This window comes from Ruegeria sp. CH2 (genome assembly GCF_056537065.1).
The window spans coordinates 298,360-324,671 of record NZ_JBQFQV010000001.1 but is presented as its reverse complement, the minus strand read 5'-3'; the positions used below and the strand labels follow the sequence as shown (position 1 = coordinate 324,671).

Below are 26,312 nucleotides of genomic sequence, written 5' to 3'. Positions count from 1 at the left end.
CTGATGACTGATTGCAGTGGAATCTGAGTATATCTCCGCTACTTTCGATTAGCGTGTAATTGGTATTATGGTAAAAACGTAATACTTGTAATACGGAAGGCAAGCCAACACATTGAAAACACTGTAACGAACCTGTCCGGAATACGCATGGAGCTTAAGAACAAAACTGTCGTTGTCACCGGCGCTGCCCAAGGTATTGGTCGTGGTCTTGCAGAACGGTTTTCCCAAGAAGGTGCACGTGTAATCTGCTCGGATGTCGACATCGCTGGCGCAAATTTGGTCGCAGAGCAAATTGGTGGTCAGGCGTATCCCTGCGACGTTTCCAGCGAAGCGCAGATCAAGGCTCTGATTGATTTTGTTGAAGAAACTGTCGGTCCAATTGACCTGTTTTGCGCAAATGCCGGAATTCTGACGCTTGGCGGTCTCGATGTTGCGGACGAAGATTGGGATCGGATCTGGAAGATCAATGTCATGTCCCATGTCTGGACTGCTCGCCATCTGGTTCCACGCATGGTTCGTCGCGGCGGCGGATATATAATGATAACTGCGTCTGCGGCAGGTTTGCTGAACCAACCTGGTGCAGCCCCATATGGGGTTACCAAACACGCGGCTGTAGGATTTGCCGAATGGCTTTCGCTGACATATGGCGCTGAAGGATTGAAAGTCTCGGTCCTGTGTCCGCAGGCGGTACGTTCGAAAATGACCGAAGGCCATGAAATCTCAGTAGCTTCGATTGATGGGATGCTTGAGCCCAGAGATGTGGCTGAATCCTGTGTGCAAGCTATTCGAAATGAACGGTTTTTGATTCTGCCTCATCCACAAGTCGCTGATTATTTGCAATTCAAAGCGGCTGATTACGATCGGTGGCTTAGCGGAATGCAGAAGTTAAATCAAAGGTTTATTGGCAATACTTAAGGTCGTGCGCGAATTCTGCGCATCAATCCTTCCTGTGCGACAGATGCAACAAGGGTACCGTCCTCGGAATAGATCGATCCACGGTTAAAACTGCGTCCCTGCCCCGTCCACGGCGAGTCCATTACGTACAGATGCCAGTTCTGAAAATTTACCGGTGCGTGAAACCATAGCGCGTGGTCCAGACTTGCGCCGTTGAACTCTCCGCTAAACCAGCTCAGACCGTGTGGCCGCAATCCAGAGGACATCAGGTTCATGTCAGACGCATAAGCCAGCAGTAAGTGCTGCGTTCTGGCGTCAACGGAAGCGGCTGCAGGCATACGGAACCAAGTCTGGTTTCGATCGTCAGAGACTTTCGGTGTGAATGGATCCAGGTGATCGACTTCCCGAACCTCTATCGGGCGCTCGCGCAGCAATTCGCCCCTCAACCTTTCGGGAACACGTTCAACGTATGTTTTACGCAATTCAGATCGGGACGGGTACGCTTCCGGTGCGTTCACGACGGGCATCGGATGCTGATGGTCCCAACCTTCGTCCCGGACATGAAAGGATGCCGACATGTTCAGGATTTGCTTTCCATGCTGAATCGCAACCACACGGCGGGTTGTGAACGAACCTCCGTCTCGCGCGCGATCAACTTGATAAATAACGGGTTTCTCTGGATCTCCCGGGCGAATGAAATAGGCGTGTAGCGAATGGCACAACCGTTCTTCAACAGTCCGATACGCCGCAGCGAGCGCTTGCGCGATGACCTGTCCGCCAAAGATGCGTGTGGGGGTTTCACCGCCCGACCCTGTCCCGCGAAACAGATCGATCTCAAGCCGTTCAATATCCAGAAGATCCAGTAAGATACGTTCCGCTTCGGTCATCGTCTGCTCGCAAGTTGTGTCGTCCGGCACCGGGTATCAGTACAGAGGAAATCATTCAATCATGGCCGCATGAACCAGTGCCTTGAGTTCGGCGCGGGATGGGTACGAACTTGAGGGGGACAGTTGGGTAAAGAAAATCGCCGTCAGGTCATTCTGCCAGTCAATCCAGAAATAGGTCGACGCCATTCCACCCCAGCTGAAATCCCCGATAGAGCCGGGAACCCTTACCAGACCGGGATTCAGAACAACCGCACCGGCTAGCCCAAAGCCCATTCCTTCCATCGGTTGCTCTGCGAAACTCTGCGGACCCATTGAAGCAATGTCCCCGGGAAGGTGATTGCGCATCATGAAATCGACGGTTTTCGGGCCAAGTATGCGGTACCCGTTCCCGGCCCCCCGATTTCGAAGCATGTCCGCGAATTTGGCATAATCATCGATTGTCGAAATCAGACCGCCACCGCCGGAAAAGGTCGTCGTGTTTTCGAACGGGGATTCTATGTGGGAATCGAACAGTCTAAGGCTTTCGCTACCGTGATCCGCGGAATTCAGCGCCATCGCGTCGCCAGCCAATGGGGTGTAAAGCGATGCGAAACGATCCCCTGCCCCAGCGGGTACGGAAAAACCTGTTTCGCGCATGTCCAGCGGCTCAAGGATTTCGCTTCGAAAGAACTGCTCCAATGACTGGCCCGAGACCAACTCGATCACACGACCCAGCACGTCAATCCCGACCGAGTATTCCCAGCGAGCACCGGGTTGGAACGCCAGTGGCAGCCCTGCCAGATCGCGCACAAGATGTTCCAGAAGCCCCTGATTGGGTTTGAAAATAAGGTCCTGTTCATCCATCGCTTGGGGCAAAAGCCCGGGGTTGAACGGGTAGCTTAGCCCACTGGTATGCGTCAGTAACTGATGTAGCGTTGGAGGCGGTGCAGCCTCGGTCTGATCCAGTTTCTCCGCCCCCGGGACCAGCGCCTGCATATCTTTGAATTCAGGTAGAAACTCAGACACAGGCGCGTTCAGGTGAACAAGCCCGCGTTCGACCAATGTCATCAACGCGACCGATGTGATCGGTTTGGTCATGGAATAAATGCGCACCAGCGTGTCGCGTTGGAATTGCCGGCCAGTCTCGAGGCTGCTGACACCACAGGCATGAAAAAAGGCCTCACTCCCTTTGTGGCGCAGCAAAAAGGATGATCCGGCATATTTGCGCTGCTCAACATAGTTTTCCATCCAATGGCTAAGCCGATCCAGCCGGGTTTGATCAAACATGGATTGCCTGTGGGACATTTGGGAACTTCCGTGAGGTACTAAACTGCGACTGTTTGAGCTTGTGACCTGAAATAGCAGCAAAAAGTTGCGTGTTGCAGAGAAATTCGTGAATGGGCTTCATCAGCGTGCCTCACAATGGAATGTTAGACTGATTTCGACGCAGATTCGCCTGAAGTTCAATGAACAAGATTTCAAGGAACCGAAAGGGAGGAACCCCATGACGCAGACCATAGACTTCATTTACGATTTTTGCAGCCCGAACGCGTTTCTCGCCCATAAGATGCTCCCCGATCTTGCCGAGCGCTATGACGCAGGCATTACTTATGTTCCTGTCCTGCTGCCTGCGGTGTTCAAGGCGACGCATAACCAAAGCCCATTTCAGGCGTATTCCGAAAACCGCCAAAAGACAGCCTATTTGACGCATGATCTGCACCGGTTTGCCCGCCGTCGTGGGTTGAGCTTTCATATGAGCCCGCATTTTCCGATCAACACAAAACTTGCCATGCGCGGCGCGTGTTTTGCCAATGGAAAACCTTGGGAAGTCAAATATATAAACGCGATTTTTGATGCAATTTGGGTGCATGGTCAGAAGGCGGACGAGATCGGTGTCCTGACGGATATCCTGCATGAAAACGACTTGCCCGTTCGCAAAATTCGCGAAGCCATGACGAGCCCCGACGTTAAACTGAAACTGAAAGAGATAACCAAGTCGTCGGTTCGGCGTGGCGTGTTTGGGGTTCCCAGCATGTTCACCGGGGCTGAATTGTTTTTTGGAAAGAATAGCCTGCCAAACCTTGAGGTTGAACTTTCAAGGCAAAATAGTGACATAAAAACAGCTTGATAGGGCGTCACTCTAATGTGGTATCAAGGGCTTTCAGGCCATGCTGGGCGAATACCGGAACATATGCGCCAAACGCCTTTGCTCGGTCAGGGTCGGATGCGTTCCCATCCAGCGCGCGTTTGTAGACACCCTGTAGAATGCCCGCCATGCGAAAGAAATTGAAGCCGAGATAAAAGCCGAAGTTGTCTATGCCATCCAGGCCTCGACGTTTGCAGTATTGGGCAATGAATGCCTCATCGCTGGGCAGGCCCAGGCGATTTCGATCCACACCTGCCAGCCCCCGGCCCTGTTTTCCCGGCGGCAACTGCCATTGCATGATTACTGCGGCAAGATCCGCATAAGGGTGACCGATCGTTGACAGTTCCCAATCCAGCACCCCGATACATTCCGCCCGATTTGGCGCGAACATCAGGTTGTCGATGCGGTAATCCCCGTGCACCAGCGTGCGCTGCCCGTCATCGGCCGGTACCGAGGTCTCGAGCGCTGAAGCCAGCGCATCCATATCCGCAATTACCGAGGTTTCGGACGCGCGGTATTGCTTGGTCCAGCGCGCGATCTGACGCTCGTAATAGTTGCCAATCGGCCCATAGTCAGACAGGCCAACGGCATCGATATCCACCATGTGCAATTGGGCAAGAACCCTGTTCATTTCGTCAATGATGGCGGCGCGGGTTTCGTTGCTTTCTTTGGGCAGGGTTGGGTCCGGAAACACCCTGCCCTGCAAGCGTTCCATCACATAGAAGGCCGAGCCGATGACGCTGTCGTCTTCACACAGCAGATACATCGTGGGCACCGGAACCTCGCTCCCGGCAAGGGCGCTTTGAACCCGAAATTCGCGATCAACGGCATGTGCCGATTTCAGCAATACGCCGGCGGGTTTTCGGCGCAGTACGTATTCCTTCTCTGGTGTGCGTAACTCAAACGTCGGGTTGGATTGCCCGACATCAAATTTCCTCGCCTCCAATGGCCCGTTGTAGCCGGAAAGATGCGCGCTCAGATACGCATCTACCGCCGCCAGATCCAGATTGGTTTCGGTTTTCATCGGCTGTCTTCCCGTCACAGGGCCTCGGCAAAGATGTTTCCGGCGGTCACCACGTTGATCCCACCCGAAACCGGGATCACTGCGCCTGTCACATAGCTGCCGCCGCGACCGCACAGGAACAACATACAGCCTGCAATATCCTCGTCCCGTCCGACGCGACCCAGAGGTACAGACTTGCCAACCCGTTCTCTGGTATCCTCATCGGCTGTCGCAAAGGCAGTCATGCGCGACACAAACGGCCCCGGAGCGAGCGCGTTAACCGTGATGTGGTGCGGTGAAAGTTCCTTGGCCAAGACCCTGGTCAGATGCAGAACTGCAGCCTTTGAGGCCGAATAGCTGTAGGCCCCATCGCCCATTGGGACTTCACCCATGACTGACCCCACATTGACAATGCGCGCCGGGTCTTCGGCGGTGCCTGATTTCATTAGCATTGGCAAAAGCCGCTGGGTCAGTTCGAATATCCCTGTCACGTTGACAGACATGACCTTTTCCCATGCATCGTAGGGAAACTGCCCCATCGGTGCACCCCAGGACACCCCCGAGTTGTTCATCAGGATGTCCAGTTTGTCAGTACGCGCCTGAATGTCAGAGACCAGCTTGCCTATACCGACTGCGCTGCCAATGTCACCGGCAAAGCCTTCGGCGCTGCCCGGCGCGTCCAGCGCGTTCAGTTCTGCAGCGACCGTGGCACAGGCGTCTCCTTTTCTTGAGGCAATGAGCACGCGCGCGCCTGCCTGAACCAGCGCCTCGGCTGCCATGCGGCCAATACCTGTCGCCCCACCTGTTACCAAAGCGGTTTTGCCGTGAAGCGAAAAGAGGGTGTCGGGGGTCATTTTGTGCTCCTCAGTTTCTTTGTCGCCAGTTCATCCTGATACAAATTGCGTTCCTCTTGCCGTCGCGGCAGGCGTTGGACCGTAGCGTTGACAAAAAACCATGCTGCACCAAAACTTCCTCGACACAAAGTACAGGCAGAACAGAGGCGGTATGCAAGCATTACTCAGCGTCGCACCGGGCGGTCCCGAAACCCTGGAGCTTACGACCCTACCAGATCCGCAGCCGGGCAAAGGCCAACTTTTGATCGGCGTGAAAGCAGCGGGCGTGAATTTTCCGGACACGTTGATTATCCGCGATCTGTACCAGATGAAGCCGCCACGGCCCTTCGCCCCGGGTGGCGAGATCGCGGGTGAAGTTCTGGCTTTGGGCGAAGGCGTCAGTGGATTTAAGCCCGGCGACCGTGTTTTGGCCCTTATCGGACATGGTGGGTTTTCGACCCACGTCACACTCAATGCGGACACTGCAATCCGAATTCCTGATGCCATGCCCTATGAAGATGCCGCCTGTTTCATTTTCACCTACGGCACGTCCTACCACGCGTTGAAGGATCGGGCGGAGATTCAACCCGGTGAAACCCTGTTGGTACTGGGTGCCGCCGGAGGTGTGGGGTCAGCCGCCATTGAACTGGGCAAAGCCATGGGTGCCAGGGTGATCGCAGCCGTTTCATCACCGGAAAAGGCCGAATTCTGCCGCCAGATTGGCGCTGATGACGTGGTGATTTACCCGCGCGACATGGACAAGGAAGCACAAAAAGCCTTCTCAGCCGAAGTTAAGAAACTTGCCGGTCCTGACGGCGTAGACATCGTCTACGACGCTGTTGGCGGTACGCTGGCCGAACCGTCCCTGCGCAGCATGGCCTGGAAAGGTCGTTACCTTGTCGTCGGTTTTCCAGCGGGCATTCCGCGGATTCCCTTGAATCTGGCCCTTTTGAAAGGATGTCAGATCGTTGGTGTGTTTTGGGGCGCGTCAGTTTTCCGCGACCCAATCGGCCATGCTGACAACGTCAAGAACCTGTTCGATCTTTACACAGCCGGCAAAATCAAACCGCGAATTAGCGCGCGGTTCCCGCTTGCCCGCGCGCACGAGGCGCTTGAACAATTGTCACAACGTTCCGTTCTGGGAAAAATCGTTGTCACCATGGCGAAAAGTTGAAGCCGTGAACAAAATAGCGACCCGCTTCGCACACCGGTTTTTCGACTGTACTCGATCCGGCAAAGGCAGGTAGACAACCCAACCTTTAGGCGTCTATGTACCATTAATGGGGATCGTGAAGACATGCACAACGTTTTGGTATTGAATGGCCCAAACCTCAACCTGCTTGGCACACGGCAGCCCGAGGTTTACGGCAGCACCACTCTGAAGATGATCGAGGAGGAGTGCCAGCGCCATGGCGCGTCCATTGGCCTTGAAGTCTCGCATCTGCAATCCAACCATGAGGGTGTGTTAATTGATGCGATCCACGGCGCACGCGGTGTGCAGGATGGCCTTGTGATCAATGCGGGGGCATTCACACACACGTCGGTTGCGCTGATGGATGCCATCGCGTCAGTTGACCTGCCGGTTGTCGAGGTTCACCTGTCAAACATCCATGCAAGGGAAGCATTCCGGCACAAGTCCTATATCGCGCCTGTTGCTTTGGGGCAGATCTGTGGCTTTGGCGCCCAAGGCTATGTTCTTGCTCTGGACGCGCTTGCCGCCCATCTGAAAGCAGGTGACACGGCATGACCCTCAGGGATTATCTGCGGTTTGTCAGCTATGCCAAGACCCTGGAAGACCTGTGGGATGCGCATTGCCGACAGATGGCGAAATTCGGGTTCGATCGCCTTATCTACGGCCACACGCAATACAGGACGGCAACCTCATTGGGTGATCCAGAGGACTTTGTCATTCTGACTAACCATAACCGTGCCTATGTGGATGGTTTCATCAAGGACGGTTTGTATTTTCACGCCCCCATGTTGAAATGGGCGCTGGACAATGAAGGCGCCGCCAGTTGGAAAATGTTGCTGGACATGCATTCTCGAGGGTCGATGAGCGACAAAGAGCGTGAGGTTTTCGAGTTCAACAAGTCCATGGGCGTCGTTTCTGGTTACACCGTCAGCTTCAACTCGGTCTCTGTGCGCTCGAAAGGGGCGATTTCCCTATCCGCCAAGGAAGGGATGAGCCAGGAAGACATTGACGCGATCTGGCAAGAGCATGGCGAAGACATTCTTTTGATGAACAACGTTGCGCATCTGAAGATCCTGACATTGCCTTTCAACCCACCGAACCGGGCCCTGACAAAGCGTCAGCGCGAGGCGTTGCAATGGGTTGGTGACGGAAAAACCACGCAGGACATAGCCTTGCTGATGGGCCTGACAGCGGCAACTGTCGAAAAGCATCTTCGACTCGCCCGTGAGGCGTTGTCGGTTGAAACGACGGCTCAGGCTGTTTTGAAGGCATCTTTGCATAATCAGATGTTCATTATGGAAGTTTAGGAGTGTTTTTATGACGCCATCCCGCGTCAGTTTACCCTAGGTAAGGAAATCACTACTTTTCAAATCTAACCTAAAAGTTGCAAAGTGAGAGTGTTCCGTGAGTGGTGGCTTTAGCCAGGGAACATTCGGTTGGATCTTTGCGATTTCAAAGCTCTCCAATCACTCTGACAAGGGGGCGCCTATTCGTCCGCGTACCTGTGTCGGAATTTTGGGGGGCCTCGACCATCCCCATCATGCGGGGCCCTCCAATCCTTCACTTCTTTGCCAATTCTCTGATGTGCCACCAACAAAAAAGGGCTACGCGACGCGTAACCCTTTCACTTTGTTCAGCAAGGCCCCTGTCGGAGCCTTTCTTTAGCCCTGAGCAGCTTTTGCGACTTCGGCAGCGAAGTCTTCTTTTTCCACAACGATGCCTTCGCCAACTTCCAGGCGAACAAAGCCGGTGATGGTTGCGCCGGCTTCTTTTGCAGCGGCTTCAACGGTCAGATCAGGGTTCACAACGAATTGCTGGCTCAGCAATGTCGATTCGGCGACGAATTTTTTCATGCGACCTTCGATCATCTTTTCGATCACCTGCTCCGGCTTGCCGGATTCGCGGGCGATGTCCATCTGAACCTGCTTTTCCTTCTCGACAATTGCCGGGTCCATGTCGGCCTCGGATAGGGCAGCCGGGTTCACAGCGGCGATGTGCATCGCAACCTGCTTGCCGATAGCTTCATCACCACCCGACAGTGCAACCAGCACACCGATTTTGCCCATGCCGTTGGTCGCAGCGTTGTGCACATAAGACACAACAGTGTCGCCCGACAGTTTGGCCATGCGGCGCACTGACATGTTTTCGCCAATAGTGGCGATCTTGTCAGTCAGGGTGTCGGCAACGCTTTTGCCGCCCAGATCAGCGGTCAGTAGCGCTTCGATGTTGTCCACACCTTCAGCCGCGTTTGCAATTTTGCTGACCATTTCCTGGAATTCAGCGTTTTTCGCAACGAAATCGGTTTCCGAGTTCACTTCGACAGCAACACCGTTGCCACCGTTGACGTGAACAGCAACCAGACCTTCTGCTGCGGTACGGCCTGATTTCTTGGCCGCTTTGGCCAGGCCTTTGGTGCGCAGCCAATCAACGGCGTCGTCCATGTTGCCGCCGGTTTCGGTCAGCGCTTTTTTTGCGTCCATCATGCCTGCGCCGGTCGAGTCGCGCAGTTCTTTAACCATTGCTGCTGTGATTGCCATCTTTTGGCTCTCCTCAATTCAAACGGAATTGGGGCAGGTCATACCCTGCCCCATATGTCATTTACGTGACGGGCAGCTTACGCTTCGGCAGGGGCTTCTGCGGCTTCTTCCGCAAGAGCTTCTTCAACCGGAGCTTCTTCGAATGCGCCCAGATCAACGCCTGCTGCACCCATCTGCGCGGTCATACCGTCCAGAGCGGCGCGTGCGGCCAGATCGCAGTACAGAGCGATTGCGCGAGCTGCGTCGTCGTTGCCGGGAATGATGTAGTCAACGCCATCGGGCGAGCAGTTGGTGTCGACAACAGCCACAACCGGGATACCCAGTTTGTTGGCTTCTGCGATGGCCAGTGCTTCTTTCTTGACGTCGATGACGAACAGCAGGTCCGGAACGCCGCCCATTTCGCGGATACCACCCAGCGACGCCTGAAGTTTGCCCTGGTCACGTTCCATGCCCAGACGCTCTTTCTTGGTCAGGCCTTCTGCGCCCGATTCCATGGCTTCGTCGATCTGGTTCAGACGGTTGATAGACTGGGAAACGGTTTTCCAGTTGGTCAGCGTGCCGCCCAGCCAGCGGTGGTTCATATAGTACTGAGCCGACTTTTCGGCCGCTTCAGCGATCGGGCCAGCGGCCTGGCGCTTGGTACCAACGAACAGAATGCGGCCACCTTTTGCGACGGTGTCACGAACAGCCTGCAGAGCCTGATCCAGCATCGGAACGGTCTGGGTCAGGTCCATGATGTGGATACCATTGCGCGAGCCGTAGATGAACGGGCCCATGCGGGGGTTCCAACGCTGTGTCTGGTGACCAAAGTGAACGCCAGCTTCCAGCAGCTGACGCATGGTGAACTCGGGAAGAGCCATGCAATTTTCCTTTTCCGGTTTACGCCTGGGCGGGGGTGAAAGAAGCGGACGCTCCAACCGGCGGTCTTGATGAGGATGTCTCCCTCAAAAAGGCCAAACCCCGCCTGCGGGTTTGAATGGCGCGCGTATAAGGCAGGTTTGCGCGCTACGCAAGGGCCAATCGCCCCTATTTTTCAAGCTGCGCCAATGCGTGCGCATGCCTGACGGCGTCTTCACAATGGGCGGCCAGAGCCTTTCGGTTTTCAAAGTCGCTGACCCGCGCTGGCGCATGATAGATTAGTTCAACCGTTCCTTGCCGACGTGCGCCAAGGGTCTTCAGCAAATGTGGCCCGAACTCCATATCCCCCCACCAGCCATAAAAGCGTTTTGGCTGGCCTATGGGCGCGTGAAACACCACAGAAACGGGTTGGATATACATGAAATCACGCAACTCATCTGCAAAGAACGCGGCGAAAAGCGTTGTTTTGAAAGGTAAAATGCGAAGCCCGTCGGTTGAGGTGCCTTCGGGGAAAAACAACAGTTTGTGACCCACTTTCAGGCGGGTTTCAAACAGCTTGGTTTGTTCCTTGGCTTTCTTGCGATCCCGTTCGATAAACAGTGTCCCGGTCGCACGGGCCAGCCAGCCGATACCGGGCCATTTGGCAACTTCTGCCTTGGAGACAAAATAGACCCGCTTGCGCGCGTTCAGAGCAAAGATATCCAGCCAGGACGTGTGGTTTGCCACCACCGCCCCCCTCTCTTTCATCAGCGCGCCTGATGCGCGGAACCCGATGCCAAGAATTCGAAACGCGTTGCGGCAGACAAACTGTGTGATGAACGGCGTCACAGGTCGCCGGACGCCGAAAATCGGATACTCGATCAGGCGAACGGCCAGAAGGATGATCAGGCCACCAAAGACAAGGGCCGCTAGTGGTACTCCGCGCAGAATGACCAGAACCCATCCGGTAACGCCCAGCTCGATCGGATCGGGCGCGTCTTCACTATTCCAGAGCGGGTCGTTCACAGCGTCACGCCCCGCCATAAATTCGACGCTGCCGTTCATTCATGCGCGTCGTGTCGAGGATCAGGCACACATCCGTTGTGTTGAAGGTGTGGTCGATAAAGGCGCCCTCGCCCACGAAACCACCCAAGCGAAGGTAGGCTTTGATCAATGCTGGCACCTGAACCATGGCGGCGCGGCGGTCCAAAGCCTCTGGTTTCACAAGGTCCATCGACTGAAAAACATCGGGCTGCGCCCGTACGCGCAACTCTGGCGGAGCCAGATGGTTGTGGTGAAGCATCGACAAGGGCTGCGCCAATGTGGCCACGTCTGTTCCGTGAAAACTCGCAACGCCGAACAGCACCTCAATGTCACGTTCCGCTACATAAGCGGCCAAACCGTTCCACAGGTGGTACATTGCCGTACCCCCACGGTAGTCGGGGTGCAGGCACGACCGTCCCAACTCCAGCAGTTTGCGCCCACTGTTCTTGAGAACGGTCAGGTCATATTCATCTTCGGAATAGAATTGCCCTAGTTCCGCGGCACGTTCGCCCGGTAACATCCTGTAGACGCCAATAATTTCGCCGGTGTGATCATCATAGGCCAACATATGATCGAAATACGGGTCGAAACGGTCTTTCTCGAGGCCAGCATCGTGATCGACCATCTCTCCGCCGCCCCCCAACTCACGCACGAAGACATCATAGCGCAGGCGTTGAGCTGCTTGCAGGTCGGCTTCGGTCTCGGCCAGTTTTACAGTGAAAGAAGGGCCAGTATCCGGCATATGGGGCGATCCGTGTTCTTTTGGCTGCTGATACCGCAGTTTTTCAGCCAAAGGCAACAAGCCCCGCTTCGGTCAGCGTTGTTAACCTTTCCTAAACCACTTTCACAGATCAAAGACCGGCATCAGGGCGATGCGCGTTCCGTCGATCACCACTTTTCCCTGCTCGCGAAAGTTTACGGTGATCTTGCCTGCAATGTTGGACTGAACCTGTCCGACGCCCCATTCGGGAAAATCCGGGTGGCGGACAAACATGCCCGGTGCAAGTATAGCATTCATGTCTGTCATAGGGGCCTCCGGGACGTGCGGCAGATACAGTCGGAGGTACGTATGGGCGAGAGCAACGTCAACCTGGCCGAATTGATCGGTTCGCGGATTTGCCATGATCTGATCAGCCCGATCGGGGCGATCACCAACGGGCTTGAGCTGTTGGATATGGTGGGCGCCGTACAGGGCCCCGAGATGGAACTGATCTCGGGCAGTGTCGGAAGTGCCGGGGCACGTATTCGCTTTTTCCGCGTTGCCTTTGGCTCGGCCAGTGATCAGCCGCTTGGTCGGACCGAAGTAACCGAACTGCTGAAAGATATCGAGCGTGCCGGGCGGATACGGGTCAACTGGAACCTGACCGGGCCAGTGCCGCGTAATCAGGTCAAACTGGCCTTTCTGGCGCTTATGTGCTGCGAAAGTGCCATGCCGCTGGGCGGCGCAGTCGAAATCGTCAATCAGGGCAACAATTGGATATTGACCGGGGTTGCAGACCGGTTGAATGTCGATGGTGATCTTTGGAAGAACGTCGTGACAGGTCGGTTTCCCACCAAGATCACGCCCGCGCACGTTCAGTTCGCGTTGCTGCCTGAAACGGCAGCTGCGATGGGTCGGCGGATTGCCGTTGAAACCTCGGCAACCCGCGTGTCACTTCGGTTTTAAGCCCGGATCGTTCCGTTCCCGCGCACGAGATATTTGAAACTGGTCAATTGCGCCGCCCCAACCGGTCCGCGCGCGTGCATCTTGCCCGTCGCGATTCCGATTTCTGCCCCCATGCCAAACTCGCCACCATCCGCAAACTGAGTCGAGGCATTGTGCATCAGGATTGCGCTGTCCAGACGCTCAAAGAAACGGGCCGCTGCTGCGTCATCCTCGGTCATGATGCAATCGGTGTGGTTCGAGCCGTATTGCTGAATATGAGCAATCGCGGCATCAATATCGGCAACGGGCTTCGCCGCGATCACGCTGTCGAGGAACTCTTTTCCCCAGTCTTCCGCCGTAGCAGCAACTGTACCCTCCCCAGCGAGGACACCGTCGGCGTGAACCTCAACGCCTGACTGGACCAGTGCCGCAACCACGTCACGCCCCAGTGTGTCGGCGATATCCTGATGAACCAGCAAGCATTCAGCGGCTCCGCAAATACCAGTGCGGCGAGTCTTGGCATTCAGTACCACTTCCAGCGTTTTCTGCGGATCAGCAGCCTTGTCGATGTAAATGTGCACGATGCCTTCGAGATGGGCAAAGACCGGCACACGGGCCTCTCGTTGTACAAGGCCCACCAGTCCCTTGCCTCCGCGTGGAACGATGACGTCGACATAGTCGGTCAGCGTCAGCAGCTCCTGCACCGCAGCGCGGTCGCGTGTGGGCACAAGTTGAATGGCGTCTTCAGGCAGGTTCGCGGCCTTCAGCCCTTCGACCAGACAGGCATGGATCGCGGTTGAGGAATGAAAGCTTTCGGATCCGCCACGCAGGATTACCGCATTGCCCGATTTCAGGCACAGCGCCCCGGCATCCGCAGTCACGTTGGGTCGGCTTTCGTAGATCACGCCAATAACCCCCAACGGTGTCCGGACGCGCTGGATGTTAAGGCCCGTGGGCATATTCCACTCAGACAGAACCTCACCCACCGGGTCGGCCTGCTCCGCGACGGTTCTCAGCCCGTCCACCATGCCCTGAACACGCGCCTCATCAAGCATCAGGCGATCCATCATTGCGGGGCTCAGACCCTTGTCGCGGCCGAATTCCAGATCTTTTTGATTGGCTTCGATGATCCGTGCCCGATTGGCCCAAACCGCATCTGCGGCTGCAATCAGCGCTGCGTGCTTTCGTTCAGCTGTTGCGAAAGCCAGTTCACGCGAAGCGGCTTTGGCACGTTTCCCAAGATCTTCCATCAGAGCAGGAATGCTGTCGAAGTCTTTCATATCGCGTGCCTTTCAGATCATCTTATTGAAAGTTAAAGGGCCAGGTCGTCCCGGTGGATGAGGGCTGCGCGGCCTGGATAGCCCAGCGTCGATTCAATCTCAGAAGACTTACGCCCCTTGATCGCATCGGCTTCCTGCGCCGTATACCGGCTGATCCCCTGAGCCAGACGACGGGACTCCAGATCAAGGATGGCGACAGGATCGCCACGACCGAAATCTCCGGTCACTTCCACAATCCCGGCAGGTAGCAGGCTTTTGCCATTGGCCAGTGCCTTGGCCGCCCCCTCGTCCACTGTGATCTCACCCCGAGGTTTCATTGCCGAAATCCAGCGTTTGCGGGCTGCATGTGGATCCAATGTCGCAGTAAACCATGTGGAATTGGCACCGTTTTCGAGCGTTTTCAGAGGGTTCAGAACCGACCCTTCAGTAATTGCCATGGCGCAACCACCAGCGGTTGCCATCTTGGCCGCCAACAGCTTTGTCTTCATCCCGCCTTTGGACAGGCCCGATCCCGCATCACCAGCCATAGCTTCAATCTCAGGTGTGATCCTGTCGATTGTCTCGAAGCGCGTCGCCGAGGAATCTTCTTTTGGATTACCGGAATAGAAACCATCCACATCCGACAGCAGAATCAGTTGGTCGGCCCCTACTGTCACGGCGATTTGCGCGGCCAGACGGTCATTGTCGCCATACCGGATTTCATCCGTTGCAACCGTGTCGTTTTCATTGACGATCGGAACGACGCCCAACCCAAGCAGAGTTTCCAAGGTTGCGCGTGAGTTCAGATACCTGCGGCGATCTTCGCTGTCTTCAAGCGTTACCAGAACCTGCGCCGTGGTGATCCCATGGGGTGCCAACGCTTCTTCATAAGCGCGTGCAAGCCGGATTTGCCCAACCGCAGCAGCAGCCTGTGACTGTTCCAAGGGCAGTGCCGCCATCGGCAGTCCCAGAACGCCGCGGCCCAGTGCAATCGAACCGGACGAAACAAGGATTACATCTTTCCCTTGCCCCTTGAGCCAGGAAACATCCTGCGCCAACGACAGCAGCCAGTCAGACCGCAGCAGGCCAGTGTCGCGATCAACCAGCAAAGCCGACCCGACTTTTACCACCAGACGGCGTGCCGAGGTCAGGGTTGCCAAGGCTGTGCCTCCTCAGCGGGTTTCTGACGCACACGGTTGTCGTCAATCTGGCTGCGCAGCGCCCGCAGAACTTCGGTTACACCCAGATGTGCCACACCGGACATGGTCATGACGGGGCCGCCCACGGCCTCCTCAAGCTCAGCGACGGCAAGGGCACGTTCTTCGTCATCCAGCGCGTCGATCTTGTTCAGAACAGTGATCCGGGGCTTCTCAGCCAGTTCACCGCCATAGGCTTCCAGCTCGTGAATGATCGTGCGGTAATCATCGGCGACCGTCGCAGAGGTGCCGTCGACCAGATGCAACAACACGGCACAGCGTTCCACGTGACCCAGAAAACGGTCACCAATGCCACGGCCTTCATGAGCGCCTTCGATCAGGCCCGGGATATCGGCCACAACAAATTCGACGTTGTCCACGCCGACAACGCCAAGATTGGGGTGCAGCGTGGTAAACGGATAGTCGGCAATCTTGGGCCGCGCATTCGACGTGGCCGCCAGAAAGGTCGACTTGCCTGCATTCGGCATACCCAAAAGACCCACATCGGCGATCAGCTTGAGCCGCAGCCAGATTGTGCGGTCAATCCCCGCCTGCCCCGAATTGGCGCGGCGCGGGGCCTGATTGGTGGCGGACTTGAAATGCAGGTTGCCAAAGCCGCCATTGCCGCCCTTGGCCAGCAGAACGCGTTGCCCGACTTCGGTCAGGTCGCAGATGACGGTTTCTTCGTCTTCGTCCAGGATTTCAGTGCCAACCGGAACACGCAGAACGATATCGTCCCCATCCTTGCCGGTGCGTTGCTGCCCCCGGCCCGGTTGCCCGTTTTTGGCGAAGAAGTGCTGCTGATAGCGGAAGTCGATCAGGGTGTTCAGCCCATCCACAACTTCGGCCCAGACAGACCCGCCTTTGCCGCCGTCCCCGCCATCGGGGCCGCCGTATTCTATAAACTTTTCGCGTCTGAAGCTGACGCAGCCGCTACCGCCGGCCCCGGACCGGATGTAGACCTTTGCGAGATCGAGAAATTTCATGTGTGTCCCCTACTGCAAAGGCCCCATCGGCCACAAGTCAGAGTTTTTTACTGTATGTCCAGGTGGGCACATTCGCATCGCGTGCCACCGAATAGCTTTCCGCATCGCCCAGATACTGGAACCCACAATGGGTCAGGACCCGGGCCGAGGCCGGATTATCCTGAAACACACTGGCGAACATCGTCGCGTTTTCCAGCGGGTTGGCGTTAACGAGTGCTTCGACAGCCATCGAGGCAATGCCCGTGTTCCAATAGATCGGCGCGACCCAATAGCCGACTTCGGACTGATTCCGGTCAAGTCGTTTCAGCGAAATCACACCGATCAGTTCCGGACCTCCGTCCTTGGTGGCATCCATGACCCAGACGTCTTCATCCCGGTTGTCGGCCATCGAACGGGTTACAAAGGCTTCGATCGATCCGGGGGCCAGTGGATGTGCAATACTGGTGGTCATCCGCGCCACGCGCTCATCACCTGCATAATGCTCGATAAGGCCCATGTCCGACCGGCGCAGGGGGCGCAGATCGAACCGCTCGGTTTCAATGACCGGCTGATTAATTATTGTCTCAAGCTTCATTGGTGTGTTCCTCCTCCGAACAACACGAATAGTACGGACGCGACCGTAAGACCCGCCAACGTCCACATCAGATATTTTTCCGCCGGGCGACCTTCAACCGCATGCGCGATTCTATCCCCGGCAAAAGTCCAAATCGGGTGCAAAACGATCTGGCAGATCAACAAACTAAGAGCGATCGTGAGCGTTGCGTCAAAGCTGGACGTCCCCGCCGCGACAAAGCCGGTAAAACCCGCAACAATCATGGCCCAGGCTTTTGGATTCAGCGGATGCACGATCAACCCCGCCCAGAATCCCGGAACATCACCAACCGCAGTTTCGCGCGACAGTCGCAAATTCGCGATCTTCCACGCCAGCCAGCAAATATATGCAGCCGAAGCATATTTCAGCGCCGCAAAGGCCGTCGGAACCTGTTCCGCCAGTTGCAGCAAACCAAAGCCCACGGGCCAGATAATCAGCTGCTTACCAAGCACGACACCGGCCACAAAAGGCAATGCGGCACGAAACCCATAGCGCGCACCCGTTCCCAGCAGGACCATGTTGGCCGGCCCCGGCGTACCGACCTGAGAGGCGGCAAAGATCAGGAAACTGGTGGTTGCGACTGTCATCGGTTCTTTCGGTCACGACTGCGTTAAAACGAGAAAGGGGACCGGCACTTTGTGCCGGTCCCCCATGAATTTTTCTTAAACCTTCTGGGTCTCGGCTTACTCTGCGGCCTCCGCCACTGGCAGGACCGAAATAAAGGTGCGGTTTTTAAGTCCCTTGTGGAACTTCACGGCGCCATCGACAGTTGCAAAGATGGTGTGATCTTTGCCAATGCCTACGCCTTCGCCCGGCCAGAACTTGGTGCCGCGCTGACGCACGATGATGTTGCCTGCGATAGCGGCCTGGCCACCATACAGTTTTACGCCAAGGCGACGACCAGCTGAGTCGCGACCGTTACGGGAGGAACCGCCAGCTTTTTTATGTGCCATTCTCTCTCTCCTTAGCCTTTAGCCAATTCTTTGGCTTGCTCAACCCATTCGGGTTTCACTTTGACCGTTTCGATAGCAGCAATCTGCTCATCCGACAAGGCGGCCAGAGCGGCAAAGCTCTCGATACCGGCCTCAACCAGCTTCTTGGCGGCGGCAGGGCCGACACCGTTCAGTTGGGTCAGATCGTCAGCAGCGGCAGCAGCGGGTGCTTCAGCCTTGGCTTCGGCTTTCTTGGCAGGCTTTGCAGCGGGTGCCGCCTCGCCAGCCGGAGCGGAACCGGTTGCAGCTTTGATGCCCGATTTGTCGGCGCCCGACGCAAGAATGTCGGTGATTTTGACCAGTGTCAGTTTCTGACGGTGGCCAACGGTACGCTTCGAGCTGTGCTTACGACGGCGTTTGACGAACTTGATGACCTTGTCACCTTTGATCTGTTCGATCACTTCGGCCTGAACGCCTGCGCCTGCAACGAAAGGTGCGCCAACGACCGGAGCGTCACCGCCCAGCATCAGAACATCGTTGAATTGAACTTTTTCACCTGCGTCGGCAGCCAGTTTTTCAACGCGGAGGATATCGCCCGCCTGAACCTTGTACTGCTTGCCGCCAGTCTTGAGGACCGCAAACATGCGTCTTTCCTTTTCTAACCCGCGTTCTGTGGTCCCCGGTTGGGTGTTTTGGCCCCAAGAAACTTGAAAGCCACCTCGAACAGCGCGCCCTTTTCGGGCTGTGTGAATGGCCCCTGACAACGTCATGAGGGCCAAATAATAACGATACCCGGCGCGGAAAACCGGCCGGGATGCGCGCTTATCCATAGATTACAGGTAAAAGTCAACACCAAAGCGGTGTCAAAGATCGGACGCCCTCAGCGCCTGTGCAACCGCCTGCCCCAGGCGATAGGAAATATCATTGAACATGCGATCAAAGCCGTCAAACACGGCGTCATTCAGGGCCTGTCCCGTCTCGGTTCTGGAAAACGCGATATTTTCGCGCATCTGAGCCTCGTCCAACGGGCGGTAGGCCATAAGAAGAAACGAGAAAAGCCACTCTTCGGTGTCCTCGGCCCGGCTGTCTTTCTGCAACAAAAGCTCTGCCAGCAGTTCCTGATCATCGGTCCGCGCATCAATATCAAGTCCCTGAAAGAAGCTGTAGTCAGACGTCAATGCCCCCTGAACATTCTTTTCGATCAGGTCATTTGCCTCGATATATTCCTTGACCAAAGCAAACTGAGCGGTGCTGCGTTCTGCGGATTTGTAGGCTTCTCGGGCCATGTCTTCGATTGCCTGATCCGACATGGCGCGCCGGGCCGAGTTTTCCAGTGTTACGATGGTCTGGCCAAGATCGCTTTCAAAAAACAAGATGGCCTGATCAAGCTGAACATCGGACAAACCATCTTTGAAGGCGTTCGTCATGTGTTGCCGCATCCAAAGTGGATCGTAGATACGATTGACCTGCGACTCGAAAAAAGCGCCGCCCTTGTTGTCCAAAAAAGTATCGTCAAGAGTCTCGCGGTGGCCCTGCCCCTCGTGAACAAGGATTTCCATCACCTGTGTCAGACGCATGGCTTTTGCCAATCGATCGACTTTTCCATCGGCATAAAGCGGCAGTGCCCAACACAAGGCGACCACAAATGCCAGAATAGCGCGCTGCATCAAATGTCCTGTGCCGGGTGCAATTCGGCCATCCGCGCCGCCAGAACCTCGAACCTCATGGCCATGATCTCATATTGGATGGCGTTCAACAGCTCGTAGACTTCCTGCATCAGCGGCTGTTCCAGCGCGTCAACATAAGTATCCACATCAGCGTCGGAAAAATCCTGATAGGTGTAGGCCGCACCCGCCAGATTAGAAAGTTGCAGTGACTGACGCATTGCCGGTTCATTTCGCTTGATCAATTCACGCAGTTCATCTCCGTTCAGCTGCAACTCGATGACGCCCGATGCGCTGGCCGCCAGCAGGAAGCGCACCTGAATTTCCTGCAAGGCACGCAACGCCGTACCTGTGGAATCGATCGCCGTGTTCATGCGTTTAAAACTTTCGACCCGTTTCGATCCGCTTTTGATCAGGTCAGAGATGATCCTTTGGCCTGCCAATTGCTTGACGTCATCGTCTTCTTGCATGTGTGAGGCATTTTCGGCCTCGACCAGACGCTGCCCCAGATCAGACGCGTAAAACTCCACCGCGTGTAAAAGGGCCTCGTCGCTTAGGGTCTGCTCCAAAATGGACACCGCGGTGTCGTGCATTGCACCGACTTCAAAAACCTCGTCCGTCAAACGAGACCAGTCCGAACCGAACCCCTCGGGGTCGACACCCAACATCTGCGGCGCGGACCGTGAACTCAGGGCGATGCTTTCAAGAGCTACGTCAAAGCCCGTTGTGATCAGAAAAGCCTCAATCCGATCCCGGTTCGCTGCGGAAAGCTCAGGAGGAACCAGAACGAGTGCCAGAAACGAGGCGAGAAACCAAAAGGCGATGCGGCGTGCAAACTGTGTCATACCTTTCAGAGTAGGTGTTTTGCGCTGGCAGGCAACGGAAAATCCCGGCAATCACGATTTCCGGAATTTTCTGCTTGCGCCCCCGTTCGTTCCTGACTAAATCCCCCCCTCACAGACCCCCGCGGAGAGGTGCCGGAGTGGTCGAACGGGGCGGTCTCGAAAACCGTTGTGGGTGCAAGCCCACCCAGGGTTCGAATCCCTGTCTCTCCGCCACATTCCCAATATCGAAGGCCGTCAGAAAACGTCTTCCGGTCTGATTTGGGTTCTCAACAAATTGCAAGTGGTCCGCTGTAAGAAACTATAGTGGCCTGGGTCACCCGGCGTGTTCTTGCCGTGAAATCTGGTGCAATCAGCGTAGCACGGCCCAAACCTGTATTCTGCTGAGAATTCACAGGAATTCCCCTTTGTATATCCGCTACATTTAACGCATCCCGGCGACACATTTTCCAAAGGAGACACACATGTCGCGTATTCTCATCCTCCTCATCATCGCCGCTGTCGGTGTTGGTGGTTACTACTATCTCAACCAGTCCGAACAAACCCCGGCTGAACAAGTGCAATCCGCAACGCAGGAGGCGGGCGATGCAGTGGCTGATGCCGCGTCAACCGCTCAGGAAGCTGCGTCTGATGCGCTGGAAGGTGCAACAGAACAGGCCAGCGAGGCAGCTTCATCCTTGACCGAACAGGCGCAGGAAGCCGCATCGTCGGTTGCCGACCAAGCCAGTGAGGCAGCTTCGTCTGTTGCGGAACAAGCATCCGAGGCAGCACAGCAAGCCGGTGATCAGGTGGCGGCGCTGGCGGGTCAGGGACAGGAATTGCTGAGCTCCTGGATTCAGGAAGGCAAGCTGGACCCCACCAATTTCGACTATGAAGGTATCATGAGCTCGATTCAGGACAGCACATTGGCCACGGATCTGAAAGAACAGGCGATCAAGATTGTAAATGACATTAAAGAGTCGCCTGAAACCATCGCCTTGAAGATTCAGGAACTGACCGCGCTGTTGACGCAGCAGTAACAAAGAAGGGGCCGGTTGCCAGTTTCCGGCCCCTACCCCGCACGCCAATTTTCCAGTCGTGCCCTTACGTTATCGTTTCTCTGAATTGACCCAGTGTTCGGCTTTTGATTGGCTGCCCCGACAACACATCCTCACCCCGAGGTCGCCCGTTGGCAATCTCCTGTTTAAGGGGGTGTGCGCATTGAACAAGCCATCTTGAGGATGATCCCATGACTGACCTGCCCCAAACAATGAAAGCTGCCATCCTGAAACACGGCGGGTACTCGGCCACTTCGACCGGACCGGTTATCGAGGATGCAGCAGACTGGCTTGAAGCAGCAGAGCTGCCCGTTCCCAATCCCGGCCCCGGTCAGGTTTTGATCCGCCTGCGCGCGTCGTCGGTCAATCCATCCGACCTCCACTTCATCAAGGGTGAATACGGTCAGCCGCGCGTCAAAGGTGCCGCGGCCGGTTTCGAAGGCTGTGGCGACGTCGTTGCAACCGGAAAAGGTGCCGAGGCGCTGAAGGGACAGCGCGTCGCTTTCGTGGCCGCAGGTTCCGGCGCCTGGGCGGAATACATCGTGACGCAGATGCAAATGTGTATTCCTTTGCGTCCGGATATTTCAGATGATGACGGAGCCGCGCAAATCGTCAACCCTCTCACCGCGATGGCGATGGTGGACATGGCAAGGGAAGACGGCGATGCATTTGTGATATCCGCTGCGTCCAGCCAATTGGGAAAACTGATGTGCAGCCTCGGGCGTGATCTGGGGTTGAAACCCATCGCGCTGGTGCGCCGGGCCGAGACAGTCGATACGCTGAAAAGTCTTGGAGCAGCCGAAGTGCTTGTGACGTCCGATCCTGAAATCGGCGAGAAGTTTGCCGCGATAAGCGCCACGCTGAAGCCTCGGGTCTTCCTTGATGCGGTGACGGATCAACTGTCCGAGAAACTGTTCTGCGCCATGCCCAACCGGGCGCGCTGGGTCAGCTACGGCAAACTTTCGACCGAAGCGCCAACGCTTTCCCAGACCGGCCAGCTGATTTTCATGGGCAAACGGATCGAAGGTTTCTGGCTGACGCAATGGATGATGTCGACACCGCCCGCTGACCAGATGCGGGTTGTGGCCGAAGTTCAGGCCCGCTTTGCCGATGGTCGCTGGAAAACGGATGTTTCCGAACACCTTACTCTCGAAAATCTTGTGTCGAATCTTGCCGATGCGCTGAAAAAGAGTGACGGAAAGGTGATTATCACCCCATAGTAGAACTCACCTGCGTTACCGGAGGATACACGCGGGCGGACGAAGACGCTGGAAAACCGGTGGAGGGAGGACAGTGTGGATAACGCGCAGCTGCTGATTAGCGGGCTGGCGAACGGGTGTGTCTACGGCCTGATCGCGCTTGGCTTTGTACTGATCTACAAGGCTACCGAAGCGGTGAACTTTGCGCAGGGCGATTTCATGATGCTGGGCGCATTTGTGACCATCGGCCTGACAAATACCGAATACATGGGGTTGCCGTTCTGGCTCGCTCTGCCTGTTTCATTGGGAATAATGGGCGCGCTCGGTTTTCTTCTGGATCGCCTGATCATTCGCCGCTTGTTCGGTGAAAGCCAGACCGCCGTTGTCATACTGACCATTGCTTTGGGCTTTGTGATCCGTTTCGTTGCCGGTCTGATCTGGGGGCACGAGCCGCAAACGCTGCAAAACCCGCTTGCGGGCAAAGAAGTGCGAATGGGCGGTCTTGTACTGGGGATGGAGGATGTCGCGATAATCGTTGTTACGGTGCTGCTGACATGGGCACTCTATGTTTTCTTCAGCCGCACCAAGCTGGGTCTGGCGATGCAGGGTGCCTCGCAAAACCAGCTGGCAGCTTATTACATGGGCATTCCCGTCAGGCGTGTTCAGGGATGGGTCTGGGCTTTGGCCGGAGGCGTTGCAGGAATTGCCGGAATTCTCTTTGCTGCAAAAGGCGCTGTGGATCCGACAACCGGACTGCTGGGCATCAAGGCGTTTGCCGCCGCCGTTATCGGCGGATTCGGCAGTTTGCCGGGTGCATTGGCCGGAGGGCTGATTGTCGGCATTATCGAACCCTTCGCCAGCCGGTACATTGCGGCAGGTTACAGCCAGGTCGCGCCATACGCTTTGCTGCTTGCCGTCCTGATCTTCCGACCAAACGGGCTGTTCAGTCAGGTCCGGGTCAAGAAGGTCTGAGCCATGCGGATCGTTTTCAAAACCGACTACATGCAGGATATCCGCCCCTGGAAAGACGGGTTCCAGCTGCGCCTTTATCTGCTTCTACTGTTTGTCGTCGCGGCCGCGCCTTTCGCACTGGACGATTTCTATCTGGGTGAACTGACAAACGTTCTGATCTGGGCCATCGCCGGTCTGGGTCTGATGATCCTGACCGGACATACAGGGCAAGTCAGCCTGGGCCATGCGGCCTTTCTGGCCTTTGGCTGTTACGCCAACGTGGCCCTGATTGAGGCAGGCGTTCCTTTTCTAGTCGCGTTTCCGCTGGCCGGAATTCTGACCGGGATCGCGGGTGTGACCGTCGCAGTCCCTGCCCTGCGGCTTCACGGTATCTACCTGGCGATCTTTACCATGGCGCTGTCCATCCTGATGGATGACATCATCGTTCTGTCCGAGCCGATCACTGGTGGTGTCGCGGGTAAATATATCGGCGGGGTCGAGATCTTTGGCCTTACGGTTGATCGCTGGGGGACGCCTGATCTTTTTTACTGGCTGGTTCTGTTCGTCACCGTTCTGGTCACGTTGGGATATATAAACCTGCTGCGGGCCCCTCTAGGACGTAGCTTCATCGCCGTTCGCGACTCCGAGGTTTCGGCGCAGGCGATGGGTATAGATATCGCGCGAACAAAGATGATTTCATTCGCCTTGTCCTGTGCGGTTACAGGTTGGGCCGGCGCGTTGATGGGTCTGTTTGCTGGTGCGTTTAACAATGAAACCTTCAGCGTCCTGATTTCGATCCAATTGCTGATGATGATTGTTATTGGCGGGCTGGGCTCGATCCATGGCGCGTTTCTGGGCGCAATCGTCATCGGGTTCTTGCCGCAGTTTCTATCGATTTCAAAGGAATATGTCGGCGCGATCATTGGCGGAAACACCGTTGCCATTCCGGGGTTGGAGTTCGGCATCTTTGGCATGATCCTGATCGGCTTCATCCTTTTCGAGCCCATGGGCATCTATGGCCGTTGGCTGAAGATTCGCACCTGGTTCGAATTGTTTCCCTTCTATCGCAAGGACATGTTCAAACGGCAGAAATCTTATCTCAAGACGGAGCGTCTGAGATGAGCTTGCTGGAATTTGAAAACGTTACCCTGAAATTTGGTGGTCTGACGGCCGTGGACAATTTGTCCTTCGCGGTTCAGAAGGGCGAAGTTTTTGCCATAGTCGGGCCGAATGGCGCTGGCAAATCGACGGTCTTCAATCTGATCTCGCGCTTTTACGAACCGTTTTCAGGGTCGATTCGGTTTGATGGTCACGATCTGCTTCAGGTCAAACCGTCTGGCGTGGCCGCCTTTGGTGTGGCGAGAACCTTCCAGAACATCGAGCTCTTCGAACACGCAACTGTCCTGCAAAACCTTTTGGTCGGACGACACAGGCATCGGACTACGAACCTGATTTCAGAACTTTTGTTCACCCCTGCAGTTCGACGGCAAGAGCTGGAGAACCGGGAAAAAGTTGAAAAAATCATCGATTTCCTCGACCTGCAGGCTTATCGCGACAAGATGATTTCAGGGCTGCCTTACGGCGTGCGCAAAGTGGTCGAAGTGGCACGTGCCTTGGCGACCGACCCTAAGCTACTGTTGCTGGATGAACCGGCGTCGGGGCTGTCGGTGGAAGAGACGACCGATATGCGTTGGTGGATCGAAGATATCCGGCGGCAAATGGGAATTACCGTGCTGATGGTCGAACACGACATGGGATTGGTATCCGGCGTGTCCGACCGGGTCCTGGCCATGGCAGATGGGGCAAAGCTGGCCCTCGGGCCACCGGCAGACGTGCAATCGCACCCGGCCGTGATCGAGGCATATCTGGGGAAAGCCTCATGAACGCTCCGATCTTGCAAGTTCGCAATATCGAAAGTTTCTACGGTCCGATCATGGCCATTCGGGGCGTTTCGCTGGATGTGCACGAAGGAAAAATCGTGTCGATCCTTGGCGCAAACGGCGCAGGCAAAACCACATTGATGAAAACCATCTCTGGAGTGATGGACCCGGAAAAGGGAACGATTACCTTTGACGGCGGTGACATCCAGGGCTGGGAGCCGCACAAGGTTGTCCAGCGCGGGGTGGTCCACATCCCGGAAGGGCGCGAAGTGTTTCCTCTGTTAACGGTTGATGAAAACCTAAGCCTCGGCGCCTACACCCGCAAAGACAAAGACCAGATCGAACAGGATCGTGAGCTGGTTTTTCGTTATTTTCCGGTTCTGAAAAGCCGTCGGTCGCAAGAGGCCGGAACCCTTTCGGGTGGGCAGCAACAGATGCTGGCCATAGGGCGCGGATTGATGGCCAGACCTCGTATCATGTTGCTGGATGAGCCGTCTTTGGGCCTGTCCCCTCTGCTGGTGCAAGAGATATTCGGCATTCTCAAGCGCTTGAACGAAGAGCAGAATATGACGATGTTGCTGGTTGAACAGAATGCCAATGCGGCGCTGGAACTGGCGCATCACGGCTATGTCATGGAGGTGGGTCGCATCGTCATGGACGGGGCCGCGGACGCGCTTTTGCGATCCGACGATATCCAAAGCTTTTATCTTGGAAAACAGGAAGAAGGCGCGCGCGAAAGCCGCCGCTGGAAGCGGAAAAAGACGTGGAGGTAAAACG

At 56.0% G+C, this 26,312-nt stretch carries 30 protein-coding genes and 1 tRNA gene; 13 read left to right on the top strand and 18 right to left on the bottom strand.

Features of this window, described 5'->3' with window-relative positions; all coding sequences use genetic code 11:
• The first annotated feature begins 147 nt into the window (after nucleotides 1-147).
• Nucleotides 148-915 carry an SDR family oxidoreductase gene (locus ACR0M9_RS01615; protein ID WP_480564771.1) on the top strand — a complete coding sequence of 256 codons (768 nt, stop codon included), beginning with the start codon at nucleotides 148-150 and terminating at the stop codon, nucleotides 913-915.
• Here ACR0M9_RS01615 and ACR0M9_RS01610 read toward each other — a convergent pair.
• On the bottom strand, nucleotides 912-1,781 hold the full coding sequence (locus ACR0M9_RS01610) for an acyl-CoA thioesterase (protein WP_480564774.1): 870 nt from the start codon (nucleotides 1,779-1,781) through the stop codon (nucleotides 912-914). The two genes, ACR0M9_RS01615 and ACR0M9_RS01610, sit on opposite strands and share 4 nt — an antisense overlap.
• A gap of 51 nt (nucleotides 1,782-1,832) precedes the next feature.
• Nucleotides 1,833-3,047: a serine hydrolase domain-containing protein gene (locus ACR0M9_RS01605; protein WP_480564777.1), complete on the bottom strand. Its 1,215-nt coding sequence runs from the start codon at nucleotides 3,045-3,047 to the stop codon at nucleotides 1,833-1,835.
• A gap of 106 nt (nucleotides 3,048-3,153) precedes the next feature.
• On the opposite strand from ACR0M9_RS01605, the gene ACR0M9_RS01600 reads away from it, so the two are divergent.
• On the top strand, nucleotides 3,154-3,888 hold the full coding sequence (locus tag ACR0M9_RS01600; RefSeq protein WP_480772695.1) for a DsbA family protein: 735 nt from the start codon (nucleotides 3,154-3,156) through the stop codon (nucleotides 3,886-3,888).
• Nucleotides 3,889-3,895: 7 nt separating this feature from the next.
• Here the strand turns inward: ACR0M9_RS01600 and ACR0M9_RS01595 are convergent, their stop codons facing one another.
• Nucleotides 3,896-4,930 carry a phosphotransferase family protein gene (locus tag ACR0M9_RS01595; RefSeq protein WP_480772694.1) on the bottom strand — a complete coding sequence of 345 codons (1,035 nt, stop codon included), beginning with the start codon at nucleotides 4,928-4,930 and terminating at the stop codon, nucleotides 3,896-3,898.
• A 14-nt stretch (nucleotides 4,931-4,944) separates the two neighbouring features.
• Nucleotides 4,945-5,763 carry an SDR family NAD(P)-dependent oxidoreductase gene (locus tag ACR0M9_RS01590; protein ID WP_480772693.1) on the bottom strand — a complete coding sequence of 273 codons (819 nt, stop codon included), beginning with the start codon at nucleotides 5,761-5,763 and terminating at the stop codon, nucleotides 4,945-4,947.
• A 151-nt stretch (nucleotides 5,764-5,914) separates the two neighbouring features.
• On the opposite strand from ACR0M9_RS01590, the gene ACR0M9_RS01585 reads away from it, so the two are divergent.
• From ACR0M9_RS01585 to ACR0M9_RS01575, 3 genes are all read left to right on the top strand, one after another.
• Nucleotides 5,915-6,916 carry an NADPH:quinone oxidoreductase family protein gene (locus ACR0M9_RS01585; protein WP_480772692.1) on the top strand — a complete coding sequence of 334 codons (1,002 nt, stop codon included), beginning with the start codon at nucleotides 5,915-5,917 and terminating at the stop codon, nucleotides 6,914-6,916.
• Nucleotides 6,917-7,039: 123 nt separating this feature from the next.
• Nucleotides 7,040-7,489, top strand: a complete 450-nt coding sequence (aroQ, locus tag ACR0M9_RS01580) for a type II 3-dehydroquinate dehydratase (protein ID WP_480772691.1) — start codon at nucleotides 7,040-7,042, stop codon at nucleotides 7,487-7,489.
• The gene (locus ACR0M9_RS01575) at nucleotides 7,486-8,241 is read left to right on the top strand and encodes an autoinducer binding domain-containing protein (protein WP_480772690.1); all 756 of its coding nucleotides are present in this window, start codon (nucleotides 7,486-7,488) and stop codon (nucleotides 8,239-8,241) included. Before aroQ ends, ACR0M9_RS01575 begins: the two co-directional genes overlap by 4 nt.
• Before the next feature lie 354 nt (nucleotides 8,242-8,595).
• On the opposite strand, the gene tsf is transcribed toward ACR0M9_RS01575, so the two are convergent.
• The 5 genes from tsf to ACR0M9_RS01550 all read right to left on the bottom strand — a co-directional run bounded on the left by tsf (nucleotide 8,596) and on the right by ACR0M9_RS01550 (nucleotide 12,379).
• Nucleotides 8,596-9,471 carry a translation elongation factor Ts gene (gene tsf / locus ACR0M9_RS01570; RefSeq protein ID WP_480564795.1) on the bottom strand — a complete coding sequence of 292 codons (876 nt, stop codon included), beginning with the start codon at nucleotides 9,469-9,471 and terminating at the stop codon, nucleotides 8,596-8,598.
• Between the two features lie 77 nt (nucleotides 9,472-9,548).
• Nucleotides 9,549-10,331 carry a 30S ribosomal protein S2 gene (gene rpsB / locus ACR0M9_RS01565; protein WP_209503940.1) on the bottom strand — a complete coding sequence of 261 codons (783 nt, stop codon included), beginning with the start codon at nucleotides 10,329-10,331 and terminating at the stop codon, nucleotides 9,549-9,551.
• 166 nt (nucleotides 10,332-10,497) lie between these two features.
• Nucleotides 10,498-11,373: a lyso-ornithine lipid O-acyltransferase gene (gene olsA, locus ACR0M9_RS01560; protein ID WP_480772689.1), complete on the bottom strand. Its 876-nt coding sequence runs from the start codon at nucleotides 11,371-11,373 to the stop codon at nucleotides 10,498-10,500.
• Nucleotides 11,339-12,094, bottom strand: a complete 756-nt coding sequence (gene olsB / locus ACR0M9_RS01555) for an L-ornithine N(alpha)-acyltransferase (RefSeq protein ID WP_480480957.1) — start codon at nucleotides 12,092-12,094, stop codon at nucleotides 11,339-11,341. Before olsB ends, olsA begins: the two co-directional genes overlap by 35 nt.
• Nucleotides 12,095-12,196: 102 nt before the next feature.
• Nucleotides 12,197-12,379, bottom strand: coding sequence for a DUF3553 domain-containing protein (locus tag ACR0M9_RS01550; RefSeq protein ID WP_267364751.1), 183 nt, complete (start codon nucleotides 12,377-12,379; stop codon nucleotides 12,197-12,199).
• 42 nt (nucleotides 12,380-12,421) lie between these two features.
• Here ACR0M9_RS01550 and ACR0M9_RS01545 point away from each other — a divergent pair, with 42 nt between their 5' ends.
• Nucleotides 12,422-13,018: a histidine phosphotransferase family protein gene (locus ACR0M9_RS01545; protein ID WP_480772688.1), complete on the top strand. Its 597-nt coding sequence runs from the start codon at nucleotides 12,422-12,424 to the stop codon at nucleotides 13,016-13,018.
• On the opposite strand, the gene ACR0M9_RS01540 is transcribed toward ACR0M9_RS01545, so the two are convergent.
• The 9 genes from ACR0M9_RS01540 to ACR0M9_RS01500 all read right to left on the bottom strand — a co-directional run bounded on the left by ACR0M9_RS01540 (nucleotide 13,015) and on the right by ACR0M9_RS01500 (nucleotide 20,471).
• Complete coding sequence (locus ACR0M9_RS01540) at nucleotides 13,015-14,277, bottom strand: glutamate-5-semialdehyde dehydrogenase (protein ID WP_480537853.1); 1,263 nt, start codon at nucleotides 14,275-14,277, stop codon at nucleotides 13,015-13,017. The genes ACR0M9_RS01545 and ACR0M9_RS01540 overlap by 4 nt on opposite strands.
• A gap of 32 nt (nucleotides 14,278-14,309) precedes the next feature.
• A complete protein-coding gene (gene proB / locus ACR0M9_RS01535) occupies nucleotides 14,310-15,416 on the bottom strand; it encodes a glutamate 5-kinase (protein WP_480772687.1) in 1,107 nt (368 codons plus the stop codon).
• Nucleotides 15,404-16,438, bottom strand: coding sequence for a GTPase ObgE (gene obgE, locus ACR0M9_RS01530; protein WP_209596239.1), 1,035 nt, complete (start codon nucleotides 16,436-16,438; stop codon nucleotides 15,404-15,406). The genes proB and obgE overlap by 13 nt, the downstream gene beginning before the upstream one ends.
• Nucleotides 16,439-16,475: 37 nt before the next feature.
• Complete coding sequence (locus ACR0M9_RS01525) at nucleotides 16,476-17,012, bottom strand: GNAT family N-acetyltransferase (RefSeq protein ID WP_480472732.1); 537 nt, start codon at nucleotides 17,010-17,012, stop codon at nucleotides 16,476-16,478.
• Nucleotides 17,009-17,617, bottom strand: a complete 609-nt coding sequence (locus tag ACR0M9_RS01520; RefSeq protein ID WP_480584225.1) for a LysE family translocator — start codon at nucleotides 17,615-17,617, stop codon at nucleotides 17,009-17,011. The genes ACR0M9_RS01525 and ACR0M9_RS01520 overlap by 4 nt, the downstream gene beginning before the upstream one ends.
• A gap of 96 nt (nucleotides 17,618-17,713) precedes the next feature.
• Entirely contained in the window at nucleotides 17,714-17,983 is a 270-nt protein-coding gene (rpmA, locus tag ACR0M9_RS01515; RefSeq protein WP_050602452.1) for a 50S ribosomal protein L27, read from the bottom strand.
• A gap of 11 nt (nucleotides 17,984-17,994) precedes the next feature.
• Nucleotides 17,995-18,606 (bottom strand): 50S ribosomal protein L21, encoded by a 612-nt coding sequence (locus ACR0M9_RS01510; protein WP_480480969.1) that lies wholly within the window; start codon nucleotides 18,604-18,606, stop codon nucleotides 17,995-17,997.
• Nucleotides 18,607-18,825: 219 nt separating this feature from the next.
• Nucleotides 18,826-19,629, bottom strand: a complete 804-nt coding sequence (locus ACR0M9_RS01505) for a DUF2059 domain-containing protein (RefSeq protein ID WP_480772686.1) — start codon at nucleotides 19,627-19,629, stop codon at nucleotides 18,826-18,828.
• Complete coding sequence (locus ACR0M9_RS01500) at nucleotides 19,629-20,471, bottom strand: DUF2059 domain-containing protein (protein WP_480480973.1); 843 nt, start codon at nucleotides 20,469-20,471, stop codon at nucleotides 19,629-19,631. Before ACR0M9_RS01500 ends, ACR0M9_RS01505 begins: the two co-directional genes overlap by 1 nt.
• Before the next feature lie 123 nt (nucleotides 20,472-20,594).
• On the opposite strand from ACR0M9_RS01500, the gene ACR0M9_RS01495 reads away from it, so the two are divergent.
• From ACR0M9_RS01495 to ACR0M9_RS01465, 7 genes are all read left to right on the top strand, one after another.
• Nucleotides 20,595-20,684, top strand: a tRNA-Ser gene (locus tag ACR0M9_RS01495).
• A 248-nt stretch (nucleotides 20,685-20,932) separates the two neighbouring features.
• The gene (locus tag ACR0M9_RS01490; RefSeq protein WP_480485664.1) at nucleotides 20,933-21,487 is read left to right on the top strand and encodes a hypothetical protein; all 555 of its coding nucleotides are present in this window, start codon (nucleotides 20,933-20,935) and stop codon (nucleotides 21,485-21,487) included.
• 209 nt (nucleotides 21,488-21,696) lie between these two features.
• A complete protein-coding gene (locus tag ACR0M9_RS01485) occupies nucleotides 21,697-22,725 on the top strand; it encodes an alcohol dehydrogenase catalytic domain-containing protein (RefSeq protein WP_480485666.1) in 1,029 nt (342 codons plus the stop codon).
• 75 nt (nucleotides 22,726-22,800) lie between these two features.
• Nucleotides 22,801-23,676, top strand: a complete 876-nt coding sequence (locus ACR0M9_RS01480) for a branched-chain amino acid ABC transporter permease (protein ID WP_480485668.1) — start codon at nucleotides 22,801-22,803, stop codon at nucleotides 23,674-23,676.
• Nucleotides 23,677-23,679: 3 nt separating this feature from the next.
• A complete protein-coding gene (locus ACR0M9_RS01475) occupies nucleotides 23,680-24,777 on the top strand; it encodes a branched-chain amino acid ABC transporter permease (protein ID WP_267364860.1) in 1,098 nt (365 codons plus the stop codon).
• Nucleotides 24,774-25,538, top strand: a complete 765-nt coding sequence (locus ACR0M9_RS01470) for an ABC transporter ATP-binding protein (RefSeq protein WP_480772685.1) — start codon at nucleotides 24,774-24,776, stop codon at nucleotides 25,536-25,538. The genes ACR0M9_RS01475 and ACR0M9_RS01470 overlap by 4 nt, the downstream gene beginning before the upstream one ends.
• Nucleotides 25,535-26,308, top strand: a complete 774-nt coding sequence (locus ACR0M9_RS01465) for an ABC transporter ATP-binding protein (protein WP_480480985.1) — start codon at nucleotides 25,535-25,537, stop codon at nucleotides 26,306-26,308. Before ACR0M9_RS01470 ends, ACR0M9_RS01465 begins: the two co-directional genes overlap by 4 nt.
• Nucleotides 26,309-26,312: the final 4 nt, after the last annotated feature.